Below are 13540 nucleotides of genomic sequence, written 5' to 3'. Positions count from 1 at the left end.
GAACTTGGCGTACCACTTGGTACAATAAAAACACGGCTAAGAATGGCAATAATTCAACTCAGAAAACATTTTAATTAATAGTGGAAGACGTTAAGGCATATATCGAATCTGGAATTTTGGAACTTTACGTTCTGGGCAACATCAGCGCAGAAGAAAAGTTGCAGGTTGAAGATATGGCCGCGAAATACCCCGCCGTGAAAGCAGAGATCACCGAGATTGAAAAATCAATGGAACTTTATGCGGAAGCACATGCCGTTGAACCATCAGAACATTTGCGTAACCGCGTATTAAGCAGCCTGGTTGTTAATTTGGGTGATGATAAAACCTTTTCTAAATCGGTTACTCATGATGATGACGATAATATAGCAGTATTACCTGTTGCCAGGGTAAACAGTTTTTATAAATACGCGTTTGCCGCCTGCCTTACCTTGTTATTGGTAAGCATTTACGGATTGGTAAACTTATACAGCAAACTACAGGATTCAAACATCCAGCTTACCGCTTTACAACTGGATAAACAACGTTTTGCCAACCAGGTTAACCTAATGGATAGCCAGCTGGATATATACCGCGATACTACTTATAAAGTACTTAGGTTAAAAGGCATGCCAAAAAACCCAACCGCCGCCATGATACTGGCCTGGAACGCCGTAAGTAAAAAGGTTATGGTTGATATGCAAAGCATAAAACTACCTAAACACGATACTCAACACCAATATCAGTTATGGGCCCTTGTTAAGGGCAAGCCTGTAGATATGGGTGTGTTTAATGCCCCTGCCGCAGATACTGCCGGCGTTAAAGAGATGAAATCGATCGCATCTGCTGATGCCTTTGCAGTAACCTTAGAGCCTATGGGTGGCAGTATTAACCCAACTATGGACCAATTAGTGGTTATCGGAAAATTTTAGATAAACTATTAAATATTTAAAAAGCCGCTTGCATATGCAAGCGGCTTTTTTGTTTCCAAATGTTAAATTTTTGTTAAAAGTTACTTTTTTTATAAAACAAAAAAATATTTAGCGTTGTTAGTGTAACTAATACATGGCTCAGACGTCATATATTAAAGTTAGTTAGAAGTATATAGTTCTTTATAAGATCAGTTAATAGTTTAAAAGCGAATGTTTGATACTGACATTCGCTTTTTTTATGCATTTAATTTTGCCATGGTTATTGGCAATTGTGTAATGACCTTCCCGGGCAGCACAACATGCATCCGGTTTGGTAACGCCAGTTCATCCCCCGCCTTACCATGAATATAAACCCCTAAAATACAGGCATCTTGCGGCGAATATTTTTGAGCCAGTAAACTGGTAATAACACCTGTAAGCACGTCACCCATACCACCGGTTGCCATAGCCGCGTTACCTGTCGAATTAAAATACAGTTGCTCATCCGGCGTAGCCGTAATGGTATAATCGTTTTTAAGTATGATGTAGATACCAAGCTCCTTAGCTTTAGCCTTGGCTGTTTGCAATCGTTGCCACCAACTATTATGCTCGCCAAACAAGCGGTCAAACTCTTTCATGTGGGGTGTTAAAATACTGCCTGCCGGGATCTTTTTCAGCAAAGCCGCGTTTTCTGCCAGCACATTCAAGGCATCAGCATCAATAACAACGGGGTTTTTATAGTTTTTAAAGATAGCTTTCAGCAATTTTAAAGTACTCCTCTCCTTTCCTAAACCGGGGCCAATACCAATAGTGCTAAACTTGTCCCATTCAATATCCGGAACATTATCTATGCTCCGTATTAGAGCCATTATTTCGGGCATGGAACTGTTCAACGCTACCAATCCGCTTTGCGGGATACAGGCTGTGGTTAGCCCCGCCCCTGCATATGCACAAGCCGACGCGGAAAGTAACGCCGCCCCCATTGTTTCATCCTTGCCTGCTATGATAAGCGCATGCCCATAGGTACCTTTATTACTGAAGCGTTTACGTGGCTTGATCAGCTTCCGCGCATCTTTTTCTTCCACATAAAAATAAGGGGTATCAACAGATGCAATAAAACTTTCATCCAGCCCTATCTTAACCACTTCGCAGCAATTTATATAAGGCCCTGATTCTGGCAGCAGGAAGTTTATTTTGGGTTGCTGAAAGGTGATCACCAGATTGGCTTTTAGGATGGTAGCATCTTTGGGAATCTCGCCGTCGGTGTAGAAACCAGTAGGTACATCAACAGCAACAATTGTTTTTTGAAGGCTATTCAGGTATTCAACCAGCGTTTTATAATCGCCTGCAAGGGGTTTATTTAAGCCGCTGCCCAGCATAGCATCGATAATTATATCAGCTTTTTCTGTGGGTGGTTTAGTGCCGTTTTTTATCTCTTTTAGGGCGATTTTGGTCGTTTTTAAACGCTTTAAATTCTCATTAAAATCATCACTTGCTTTATCGCTAAACCGGGTTATTTTAACATCGATATTGCAGTAACCATGTTCGCACAATATGCGTGCTATAGCCAGTCCGTCTCCGCCATTGTTACCGGTGCCGCAATAAACGGCAATGGTCAATTTTTTATCCTGAAAATGATTAATAAACCAGCCTACAAAAGCTTTAGAAGCCCGCTCCATCAGGTCGACAGAACTTATAGGCTCGTGGGCTATAGTATAAGCATCAGCTTCGCGAATTTGCTTTGATACGAGTAAAGGCAGCATATATCCTAAAGATAGGATTTATAGGTTTTGTTTTGGGCTTCTCTAAAAAACAATGTCATTTCGAACGAAGTACGAAGAGAAATCTTTTACATTGTGCATTCAACCTTGCAAGTGTAAAAGATTTCTCTCTATCGTTCGAAATGACAAGTCGGATTTGGTCGCTCTATTACTTTATTTTCATCTCTTTTTTCAAAAACTGACCGGTAAAACTATCCTTTACCTTGCACAAACCTTCGGGCGTGCCGCTGAACAGGATTTTACCGCCACCTGAGCCACCTTCGGGACCCAAATCGATAACATGGTCGACAACCTTTATAACATCCAGGTTATGCTCTATAACCAGCACGGTGTTGCCTTTATCAACTAATTGGTATAATACGCCAAGCAATACGTTAATATCCTCGAAGTGCAGGCCTGTTGTAGGTTCGTCCAGTATATAAAAGGTGTTACCTGTATCTTTTTTAGAAAGCTCGGTTGCCAGTTTTACGCGTTGCGCTTCACCGCCCGATAACGTGGTTGATGACTGCCCCAAAGTGATATAACCCAAACCTACATCGAACAAGGTTTTTACTTTGCGGTAGATAGACGGGATATGCTCAAAAAATGGTGTAGCATCCTCAATGCTCATATCCAGCACATCACTGATAGATTTACCACGATAGCGTACTTCCAGTGTTTCGCGGTTGTACCTGCGGCCACCGCATTCTTCGCATGGAACCTGTACATCCGGCAGGAAATTCATTTCGATAACTTTTTGACCTGCACCCTGGCAGGTTTCGCAACGGCCACCTTTTACGTTGAACGAGAAGCGGCCCGGTTTATAACCACGGATCCTCGACTCTGGCAGCGCCACAAACAAATTACGGATATCCGAAAATACCCCGGTATAAGTAGCCGGGTTCGACCTTGGTGTACGGCCTATCGGCGTTTGGTCTATCTCTATTACTTTATCAATATTCTCCAGCCCTTCAATTTTCTCGTAAGGCAGCGGATGTTTTTTGGCACGGAAGAAATGATGGTTCAATATCGGGTATAAAGTTTCGGTGATCAAACTTGATTTACCACTGCCCGATACACCGGTTACCCCTATCAGCTTACCCAAAGGGAAATCAACCGATACCTTCTTTAGGTTATGTCCTGTGGCTTTCTTCAGGCTTAATATTTTGCCATTACCCTCGCGGCGTTGTTTAGGAATAGCTATCTCACGCTCGCCGTTAATATATGATGTGGTTAGCGTATGCTTAGCCATCAGTTCGGCCGGGGTTCCCTGTGCAACTATTTCGCCGCCATGCACACCTGCTGCCGGGCCCATGTCAATTACGTGGTCGGCTTCCAGTATCATGTCCTTATCATGCTCCACAACCAATACGGTATTACCCAGGTCGCGAAGGTTTTTAAGGGCGTTTATTAGTCGTTCGTTATCACGTTGGTGTAAGCCAATGCTCGGCTCATCCAAAATGTACATCACATTCATTAACTGCGAGCCTATCTGCGTGGCCAGCCTTATGCGCTGCGCCTCGCCGCCTGATAAGGTTTTGGCGGTGCGGTCCAATGTTAAATAGCTTAAGCCCACATCCAGCAAAAAGCCAATGCGCGCACGGATCTCTTTTAAGATCTCTTTGGCAATAACATTCTGGCGTTCGCTCAACCTATCCTCCAAGCCTGTATACCACTTATCAAGCGATGTGATATCCATACAGGCTAGCTCGAAGATGTTCTTTTGGTCGACCTTAAAGTGCAGCGATTCTTTCTTTAACCTCGCACCCTCACAAACAGGGCAGGTACGCAGTACGCGATAGTTTTCCATATCGTCCATACCTTCGTCGTTGCGGCGCTCCTGCTGCTCTTCCAGCATGCGGATGATACCATCAAAAGTTATCTGGTAGCTTTGAACATTCCACTTATTATATTCAACGGCCACAGTGATCATATCCGGCGAACCGTTTAATATCAGGTCCAGCTGATCGCGGGTTAGTTTTTCTATCGGGGTACTAAGACTAAACTCATACTTTTTAGCCAGCGCTTTCAACACCTGGAAGATCCACGTTTCGCGGTACTCGCCTATCGGGGCCAGGCCACCGTTAAGGATGCTTAGCTTTGGGTTTGGTACTACCGATGCTTCATCTACCTCGAAGATATACCCCAAACCGTTACACTTTTCGCAAGCGCCGTAGGGCGAGTTAAACGAGAAGGTATTTGGCTGCGGTTCATCGTAGGAGATGCCCGATACCGGATCCATCAAAAATTTACTAAAATAGAATACATTGTTATCCTTATCGGCAATACGGATAATGCCTTTGGCAATCTTCAATGCGGATTGTACCGAGGTATATAAACGTTTGCTATCGGCCTCGCTTACCATCAGGCGGTCAACCACAATATCAATATCGTGGATCTTGTAACGGTCTACCTGCATTTTGGCTTCCACATCGGCAATAGCGCCATCAATGTAAACCTTTAGGTAACCCTGTTTACGGATCTGCTCAAAAAGCTCGCGGTAGTGGCCTTTACGAGCCTTTACTACTGGTGCCAAAATGTTTACCGGCTGCCCGTCAAACTTCTCGAAAATGGTTTTAAGGATCTGCTCCTCGCTCATGCGTTCCATTTTCTCGCCCGTGGTATAGCTGTAAGCATCACCTGCGCGGGCAAAAAGCAAGCGCATAAAATCGTATATCTCGGTAATAGTACCAACGGTACTGCGGGGATTTTTGCTGGTGGTTTTTTGCTCAATGGCAATAACCGGACTAAGACCTGATACCTTATCAACATCCGGCCGCTCCATACCGCCCATAAACTGGCGCGAATAGGCCGAAAATGTTTCCATATAACGGCGCTGCCCCTCGGCGTAAATGGTATCAAACGCTAACGACGACTTGCCACTGCCACTAAGCCCGGTTATAACAACCAACTTGTTGCGCGGAAAGGAAACATCAATATTTTTTAAATTATGTACCCGGGCACCATATACTTCAACTTCACTTTGCTCGCCCAGGTCTAAGTTTTTTTCGCTCATATATTCTTCAGAAAACAAGACAGATACGGCTTGGTTTGCACCTGCCGCGTTATTACTAAAAAAGTTCGCAAATATACGTAAAAACGCCGGTGATTTATAGTAAAGCGCTGGGGCAGAATATAGTGTTTGTGTAAAATTATTGGTATCCACGCGTCATCGCGGGGGTACGAAGCAATCGTTTTAAGACGGGTAGCAAACACATGCTGACCATCTCGTCATTATTTCAGCATCTCTCATGCCTTAGTATACCGCTAAACATTGGCCCGCTCATTCGCCGCGGAAAGCTTCTCCCATTTCTTTTGCCTATTCTCCAAAGAAACTTAATCCTTTTCAAACACACGAGAAGCAAAAACTTAGCGTAGCGTTCTCATGAACGAGGTGAATAAATCAAGTCGGGAAAAAGGCTTCTTTGCCGCGCCGGGCCTTTACCCCTCAAAACGGGCAGAACCACGGGCTGGAATCTTTTGCCCCACTGCCGTTCGCTCATTGCCTGTGCCTCTGCAAAACTTCCTATGCCCTTGCAACGCACAGGCCACCATCGTTCTGCCCGTTTTCGCCCGAAACTGTTTTGCCGACACAGAGAAAAGAAAGTCCTGTCAATTTCTAACATCTTCGCGATATATGGAAATTGGCTTGAGGATGGTTGAGTTCATCTCTTCGCCGGGTTTACAACGCCATGCAAAACTTACCCCACAAAAAAAACCGCCCAACTGGGACGGTTTTTAAATGTGCTCCGTAATAATTAAATTACTTTAATTGTTGTAGGCTACCAAAAATGGCAGTGGTTTTTGCATATAGCTATAAAAGTTTTTATAACCATATTTCGCAGGATTATTGATGATCTCTTTCATGGCAATAATCTTGTAAACGTAAGAACCGGTTTCGCGGTTAAGGCTCATGCGGAAATAGTTATCCTCATTTTGCCTGTTCATTGCGCGTTCCAGTTTAATTGAACCGTTATTGTAAGCAGCAGCGGCCAATGTCCAGCTGTTAAATTCGCCGTACAGTTCTTTAATGTACTTACAGGCAGCTATGGTTGATTTACGCAAATTTAAGCGATCATCTTTACCCTTGCCAACCTTTAAGCCATAAGTACGTGCGGTGCCGGGCATAAACTGCCAAACCCCACGTGCGCCTTTTGGCGATGTACCTTCATGTAAGCCTGTTTCTACCAAGGGTATAAACTTAAAATCTTCGGGGATACCGTAGGCTTTTAAGATAGGCTCAATAATAGGGAACATCTTGTCTGCTTTTGCATGCAAAACATTCGACTGGATGTTCTTGTACTTGTTTTTTGCTATTGATTTTTTTAATTTAAAATCTACTTTTTTGTCGTTTACCGGCAGTGCCTCGTTTGCAAAACTAAATGCTTCTTCTGCGTCTTCGGCAGGCTTGCTGAAGAGCAAATTTGAAGGTACGTAAGCGACATGTTTTACCAGGAAAACCGGGTTTGTACTGAAAATGTTAACACTGGAAATGATAACCAGCACCAAGATTACGGAGCACGTAATTAAGTGTTTTTTAGTCATTTCAATTTTACTCATTAATTATACATTTGGTATGATGTGCTGCAAAGATAGACTTTATAAATCAGATTATCAAACACTTACTACAGGCTTAGTGTTTTGAGTTTTTTAAAACCCGCTAAAAATCAGCGTTTAAAGGTGTTTAAACGCACTATTTGAGCCCCATTAAAAAGTTGCTTTTTTGGTTAATTTGTTGTACTTTTGACCCTCACGCTGCGAAAGCGCAAAACAAAAAATTATGGTATTTAAAAGACCAGCAGGTAGTCGCGACGACAGGCCCAACAAATCACAAAGCCGCTCAAAAAGTGGTGGTGAAAACACAAAAAGACCATCGTCTTCCTCTACGGGAAAACCCTTCGGCGCAGGCCGCACAGATGGCAAAAAAAACTTCTCGGTAGATAAAAGAGGATCTGCCTACTCCAAACCAAATACAGGCAAACCAGATTCTGAAGGCAGCGAAAGGCCAAAGAAAAGTTATGGACAAGCCTCATCATTTAGTGGTGGCGATAAAAAAGCATTTGTACCAAAAGGCAGGCCATACACTGGCAGGCCGGCAGATACCGATCGCCCTAAAAGGAGCTTCGGCGATGCGCCACAAGGCGAACGCAAAAACTTTACCCCGCGTGATAAACCATATAGTGGCCGCCCGCAATCAGCAGATGGCGAAACCAGCTACAAAAAGCCAGGCTTAGGCCCGGCATCATACGGCGCGCGCAAAAACCCTGTTGCCGGCGATAAGCCATTTAACAGGCGCCCTGCCGGTACCGACGGACCAAAGAAAAGCTTTGATGGCGATAAAAAATTTGCCGGCACCCGTGGTGGCAAAAAAGATTTCCCGAGTACATCAACAGGTTTTAGAAAACGCGAGGGCGACGATGCACCATCAAAACCTACCATGCGCGGCCGTAAAAACCCGGTTGTTAAAACTAAGGACGACGGCCTTATACGCCTTAACCGTTACATTGCCAATGCGGGTATCTGCAGCCGCCGTAAGGCCGATGAGCTGATCGCTGCAGGTGTTGTATCGGTAAATGGCGAGGTAATATCTGAACTGGGCCACAAAGTTGACCCGCTTAAAGATTTGGTACGATACAATGGCGAGGCTTTAAAGCGCGAGAAAAACGTTTATGTGCTGCTTAATAAACCAAAAGATTATATTACAACCACGGATGACCCCCAGGAACGCCGTACTGTTATGCACCTGGTAGAAAAAGCCAGTCGCGAACGTATATACCCTGTTGGTCGCCTTGACCGCAATACTACCGGTTTAATATTAATGACCAACGATGGCGATCTGGCCGACAAGTTATCGCACCCACGTAACAGCGTTACCAAATTATACCTTGTTGAGCTGAATAAAGCACTTAGCCAGGGCGACTTAAATAAAATTGAGTTTGGCGTGGAGCTGGAAGATGGTTTGATAAAACCTGATAGTGTATCGTATGTAGCCGGTGGCACTAAAAAAGAAATAGGCATACAGATCCACAGTGGCAAAAACCGCGTTGTACGCCGTATCTTCGAATCGCTTGGTTATGATGTTGTAAAGCTTGACCGTTCGGTTTACGCCAACCTTACCAAGAAAGATTTGCCACGCGGCAGATGGAGATACCTTGATGAAAAGGAAGTGATACAATTGAAACACCTGATAAAGTAATTATCTGAATCAGAATTTTCAGAATATAAACATTTTCAGAATATATAAAGGCGTCGTAAAGGCGCCTTTTTTGTTGGGTAGGGGTTTTCTTTTCGGCGTTGCCTGCGGCCCGGGCTTTACGCTCATACTGCGCAGGCATTAGCCACAGGCCGGTATCCGCTTCAATCCCTAACGCGGGGGCGCGGCGTAGCGGGAGACGCGAAGTATCGCGTCTCTACGGGATACGATAATGTAGAGACGCGATACTTCGCGTCTTTGACAAAATACAAGTAGCGCCCTCTGCTACCGCATACGTTCCGGTTGTGGCTTTAGGAAGCCTGTCATCCTGAACTTATTTCAGGATCTCTCGGGACAGTCGCCGATTACCTATTCACAACCTTGCAAGTGGGATGTCGAAATAAATTCGGCATGACGGGTGAGCCTTCTTTAATCATTTTATTAACTTGCACATATAAACCAATAATACGCCGATGAAAAAAATTTTGATATTTGTTGCTATGCTTTCACCCGTGCTGGGTATAGCGCAGAAAAAACCGGTATACCCAAAAAGTTTCGATCTTATTGTTGGTGCTTACACCAGTGGGAATAGCAAGGGTATTGCTGTTTATCGTTTTTATACCGAAACGGGCAGACTGGCCTATCTAAGCCAGATAGATAATGTAAGCAACCCATCGTACCTTGCTGTATCAAGCAATAACAAGTTTGTTTATGCCGTTAACGAGAATGATAACGGTGAAGTAAGCTCCTTTTCTTTCGAGCCAAAAACTGGTCAATTAACTTTTATTAATAAGGTATCTACCCTGGGTGGTTCGCCTTGCTATCTATCAGTTGATAAAAATCAGAAAAACCTTTTTGTAGCCAATTATTCGGGCGGTAATATTGCAGTACTACCACTTAACGAGGATGGTTCAATTGCACCAGCTTCCATGACTTTAAAGGATGATGGCCATGGTATTAATAAAGAACGCCAGGAAAAAGCACACGTGCATACCGCTGTACTATCTCCGGATGAAAAATATGTATTATATACCGACCTGGGTACCGATAAAATAAATATCACCAAATACAAAGGCGGAAAAAACAACCAAATAGTACCGGCAAACCCCGCATTTGTTAGTGTTAAACCAGGCTATGGCCCTCGCCATTTAGCATTCTCTAACGATAAAAAGTATTTATACCTGGTAACCGAAATGGGAAGTTCTGTTATAGTGTTTGATTATAACAATGGCAAGCCAAAACAAAAGCAGGATATCTCTTTATTAGCCGATGGCTTTAAAGGCGCTACCGGCGCTGCAGATATCCACATCTCTCCAAACGGTAAATTCTTATATGCTACTAATCGCGGCGACGCCAATGATATATCTGTATTTTCGATAAACCCCGAAAATGGCGAGCTTACCTTTGTAGATCGCAAAGCAACAGGTGGCAAAGGCCCACGTAATTTTATTATAGACCCTACAGGCAAATACTTGTTAGTGGCCCATCAAAACAGCGATAACATTTATGTATTTCAGTTAGATGAAGCTACAGGGAAATTAATACGGGTTGTTAGCAGGATTGAAGTTGGTAACCCGGTGTGCTTAAAGTTTGCCCCGGCTATGTAAGCGCGAAGCAAAAAGCAATAAAAAGAAAAAGCTCAAAACTTAGTAGTAAACCTACTAACGCTTTGAGCTTTTTTTGTTAAGTCTTAAACTAATTATTGCGCTTTAGCAAACGAGTAAATAATATACCCGTTACTGTTACCTATTGCAACCGGCGAACGCAAAGTCATGTTGGTATTATTAATAACACCAATATCTAAGCGATAACCTTCCTGTACGTTTTTAGCTTTATCACCTTCGTATAATTTTTTAAACTGAAATTGTGTACCTGTTGTACCACCGTTAAACACCGACCAAAAAATGGTTTGCGATGTACCATTGGTTAAGGTATAAATACCGTTACCGCTATTGGTGAATTTCCAGGTACTACCTACAAAAGCCTCGGGTGATGCCTGGTCAAATACATTTTGTACGGTTCCCTGTACCAATCCGTCGTAAGCTACGTTGGTTAATGTCCAGGTGCCTACAAATTTACCGCGTGATACATTTGACGATGATGTTGTACCCGAATTAGTGTTTTGTGGCGTTGAACAAGCCGAAAAAATAAAGGTCAGGGCTAAAATTGCAATTGATGTTTGTAGTATCTTTTTCATGATGGATCTTATATAATTTATGTTATTTGCTTATTAACATAAATCAAGCCAAAAGGTTATATAATGCTATAGAATATTATTGTGGATCCCTATATCTTCTTAATATCTCTAAAACAGTAATTGGATCTTGTTGTGCGTGATAATTAAAATGTAAACTACCAATGGTTATGTAGTGCTCTGTATTAGCATATGGATAGTCTGCGCCACAAATTAGTTCTGGCTTTCCCCATTGCTGAGCTACGATGGCAAGAGGCGTATGATGAGCTACGCTCCATGTAGCTTTACCACCATGAATTTGTGGTAAGTAATTTATTTCAATTATCTTTTCAAGAATTTGAGATATATTCCAATTACGATCTACTTCAACTTTTAATGAATGATCAAAAGCATCATCCCCCATAGAAACGCTTTCACGGGTGAGATTAATTGTTTTGACATTGGGTTGAAACATCGATACATTATTATTGTTTACTGGCTTCAATGATCTCGTTATAATAGTTTTCATATAGCGGCATTATATTGGCCAGCTCCAGCTCTTTAGCACGGGCAAGGGCGTTTTCTTTAAATTGATTTAGCCTTGCCTCGTCTTCCAGTATATAAATAGCTCTTTCGGCCATCCCATCAACATCGCCTACATCCTTTAAAAAGCCAGTTACACCCTCAATGTTTAATTCGGGTAAGCCACCGGCATTACTACTTATTACAGGCACTTTGCAGGCCATTGCTTCTAATGCGGCTAAACCAAAACTTTCAGATTGCGATGGCATCAGAAACAGGTCAGATACCGAAAGGATCTCTTCAATAGCATCCTGCTTTCCTAAAAAGCGTACATGCTCTGATATACCTAAATCGCGGCTCAATTGCTCACATACAGACCGCTCGCCGCCATCACCAACCATTAACAGCTTGGATGGTATCTTTTCTATCACTTTGGCAAACATTTTCACCACATCTTCTGTGCGTTTTACCTTACGGAAGTTGGAGGTATGCACCAAAACTTTTTCGCCATTAGGGGCAATTGCTTTCTTAAAATGGTCTTTTGCTTTAAGGCTGAAACGGGTAAGATCAATAAAATTAGGGATCACCCTAATATCTTTTTCTATATCGAAATACTTATAGGTATCCTGCTTTAAATGTTCTGATACCGCGGTCACTCCGTCAGATTTATTGATAGAGAAGGTAACAACCGGTTTGTAGGTGCTATCCTGCCCAACAAGGGTGATATCGGTACCATGTAGGGTGGTTATAAAAGGGATAGAAATACCATAAGTTGCCAGTATTTGCTTAGCCATAAACGCTGCAGAAGCATGTGGGATAGCATAATGCACATGCAGCAGATCCAGTTGCTCAAACCGTACCACATCAACCAAACGGCTGGCCAATGCCAGTTCATAAGGCGGGTAATCAAACAATGGGTATTGCGATACCGATACTTCGTGATAAAAAAGATTTTCTGAAAAAAAATCGAGCCGGGCTGGCTGGTTGTAGGTAACAAAATGAATTTGATGCCCCCTGTCTGCAAGGGCTTTACCTAATTCTGTAGCAACAACTCCGCTTCCGCCAAAAGTGGGATAACAAACTATTCCTATTTTCATTTATGTGATACGCTTTAAGCCCTAATCAATGTTAACTTATTGAACACTGATAACAAGCATACAAGTTTAACAGGTATTTATTGTAAAAGTGTTACTTGTATGTAAAATGATTAACGCCAAAGGCGCAGCAGGAAAAGATGATAGACAACGGACAATGCCCAATAACGAGAAGACAATTTAACTAATACGCAGAAATTTAATTATGCTACTCCCGCTACCCACTTAATAAGGGAAGCATTTACAAGGTTATTTATTGCATTAAGCGTTACGCTGCCCTTTGATTCTTTTTGCAGGTCCTCATGGTATATCATGTGGTGTACACCTAAAACCTTAAGCGTTGCATCGGCTCTAATGCTCTCAGTTCTTTTATAACAGCAAATTTTAATATGCTTGTAAAAAGGGTTGCTTTGCAAACGCCGCAGCACCTTTTCCATGTTATCTGCCATGTGTGCATGGTCAAACAGAATAACGTCGGGCTTTATTTCGTGTATTGACGGGAATATCGCGGTAGTTAAAGAGATGTGCTTCACATTATTGTATTCGACCAATAATTGGTCGGGAAAAGCGTTTGCAGCCACCAAAAGTACTCTCTTAGATCGGGTACGTATCATGTGATTAAATCAGTTAGGGACGTAAATATAAAATCTATATTTTATAATACCAACAGTTTTAATCAAAAAACAATATTTAATTATATGTTAATGAACTGGTCGTGCATTCAGCGTATCGCTTGCTCCACGGCCGCTCGGGTTGGCATTGCCTTTATTCACACTATCCATTTTTGAGGAATCCGCCGCATGGGTATTATTCGGGTCACCAGTACCCGCTTTAGCAACAGTATCTTTTGTACCGCCTAAAGTGGCTTTGCTGCGGTCGCCGGTGCAGGCTGTTATTGATGCTGATAAAAG

General features: G+C 42.7%; 11 protein-coding genes. 3 read left to right on the top strand and 8 right to left on the bottom strand.

Annotated elements, in window-relative coordinates; genetic code table 11:
- Positions 1-116 precede the first annotated feature (116 nt).
- On the top strand, positions 117-908 hold the full coding sequence (locus JWQ85_RS09120; protein ID WP_299467140.1) for an anti-sigma factor: 792 nt from the start codon (positions 117-119) through the stop codon (positions 906-908).
- Positions 909-1144: 236 nt separating this feature from the next.
- On the opposite strand, the gene JWQ85_RS09115 is transcribed toward JWQ85_RS09120, so the two are convergent.
- The 3 genes from JWQ85_RS09115 to JWQ85_RS09105 all read right to left on the bottom strand — a co-directional run bounded on the left by JWQ85_RS09115 (position 1145) and on the right by JWQ85_RS09105 (position 7207).
- A complete protein-coding gene (locus JWQ85_RS09115; RefSeq protein WP_299467138.1) occupies positions 1145-2650 on the bottom strand; it encodes an NAD(P)H-hydrate dehydratase in 1506 nt (501 codons plus the stop codon).
- Between the two features lie 166 nt (positions 2651-2816).
- A complete protein-coding gene (gene uvrA / locus JWQ85_RS09110; RefSeq protein WP_299467136.1) occupies positions 2817-5663 on the bottom strand; it encodes an excinuclease ABC subunit UvrA in 2847 nt (948 codons plus the stop codon).
- A gap of 752 nt (positions 5664-6415) precedes the next feature.
- The gene (locus JWQ85_RS09105; protein ID WP_299467134.1) at positions 6416-7207 is read right to left on the bottom strand and encodes a lytic transglycosylase domain-containing protein; all 792 of its coding nucleotides are present in this window, start codon (positions 7205-7207) and stop codon (positions 6416-6418) included.
- A gap of 220 nt (positions 7208-7427) precedes the next feature.
- On the opposite strand from JWQ85_RS09105, the gene JWQ85_RS09100 reads away from it, so the two are divergent.
- A complete protein-coding gene (locus tag JWQ85_RS09100) occupies positions 7428-8843 on the top strand; it encodes a pseudouridine synthase (RefSeq protein WP_299467132.1) in 1416 nt (471 codons plus the stop codon).
- A 470-nt stretch (positions 8844-9313) separates the two neighbouring features.
- Complete coding sequence (locus tag JWQ85_RS09095; RefSeq protein ID WP_299467130.1) at positions 9314-10447, top strand: lactonase family protein; 1134 nt, start codon at positions 9314-9316, stop codon at positions 10445-10447.
- A 92-nt stretch (positions 10448-10539) separates the two neighbouring features.
- Here JWQ85_RS09095 and JWQ85_RS09090 read toward each other — a convergent pair whose 3' ends face one another.
- From JWQ85_RS09090 to JWQ85_RS09070, 5 genes are all read right to left on the bottom strand, one after another.
- Complete coding sequence (locus tag JWQ85_RS09090; protein ID WP_299467128.1) at positions 10540-11037, bottom strand: hypothetical protein; 498 nt, start codon at positions 11035-11037, stop codon at positions 10540-10542.
- A 76-nt stretch (positions 11038-11113) separates the two neighbouring features.
- Positions 11114-11518: a hypothetical protein gene (locus tag JWQ85_RS09085; protein ID WP_299467126.1), complete on the bottom strand. Its 405-nt coding sequence runs from the start codon at positions 11516-11518 to the stop codon at positions 11114-11116.
- Positions 11499-12632: an N-acetyl-alpha-D-glucosaminyl L-malate synthase BshA gene (bshA, locus tag JWQ85_RS09080; protein ID WP_299467124.1), complete on the bottom strand. Its 1134-nt coding sequence runs from the start codon at positions 12630-12632 to the stop codon at positions 11499-11501. The genes JWQ85_RS09085 and bshA overlap by 20 nt, the downstream gene beginning before the upstream one ends.
- A 200-nt stretch (positions 12633-12832) precedes the next feature.
- Entirely contained in the window at positions 12833-13243 is a 411-nt protein-coding gene (locus tag JWQ85_RS09075) for a hypothetical protein (RefSeq protein ID WP_299467122.1), read from the bottom strand.
- Between the two features lie 87 nt (positions 13244-13330).
- The coding region (locus JWQ85_RS09070) for a hypothetical protein (protein ID WP_299467120.1) at positions 13331-13540 on the bottom strand (210 nt) is incomplete at its 5' end.

The sequence above is a fragment of the Mucilaginibacter sp. genome, assembly GCF_028288105.1.
Taxonomy (GTDB): Bacteria; Bacteroidota; Bacteroidia; order Sphingobacteriales; family Sphingobacteriaceae; genus Mucilaginibacter.
Note: the sequence above shows the minus strand (reverse complement) of the source record. Positions and strands in the feature narration are given on the sequence as shown.

Bases quoted from the DNA above. Each gene is read 5' to 3' on its own strand.
- JWQ85_RS09090 (WP_299467128.1), bottom strand. From the start codon at position 11,037: ATGAAAAAGATACTACAAACATCAATTGCAATTTTAGCCCTGACCTTT.
- JWQ85_RS09100 (WP_299467132.1), top strand. From the start codon at position 7,428: ATGGTATTTAAAAGACCAGCAGGTAGTCGCGACGACAGGCCCAACAAA.
- bshA (WP_299467124.1), bottom strand. From the start codon at position 12,632: ATGAAAATAGGAATAGTTTGTTATCCCACTTTTGGCGGAAGCGGAGTT.
- JWQ85_RS09105 (WP_299467134.1), bottom strand. From the start codon at position 7,207: ATGAGTAAAATTGAAATGACTAAAAAACACTTAATTACGTGCTCCGTA.
- uvrA (WP_299467136.1), bottom strand. From the start codon at position 5,663: ATGAGCGAAAAAAACTTAGACCTGGGCGAGCAAAGTGAAGTTGAAGTA.
- JWQ85_RS09075 (WP_299467122.1), bottom strand. From the start codon at position 13,243: ATGATACGTACCCGATCTAAGAGAGTACTTTTGGTGGCTGCAAACGCT.
- JWQ85_RS09115 (WP_299467138.1), bottom strand. From the start codon at position 2,650: ATGCTGCCTTTACTCGTATCAAAGCAAATTCGCGAAGCTGATGCTTAT.
- JWQ85_RS09095 (WP_299467130.1), top strand. From the start codon at position 9,314: ATGAAAAAAATTTTGATATTTGTTGCTATGCTTTCACCCGTGCTGGGT.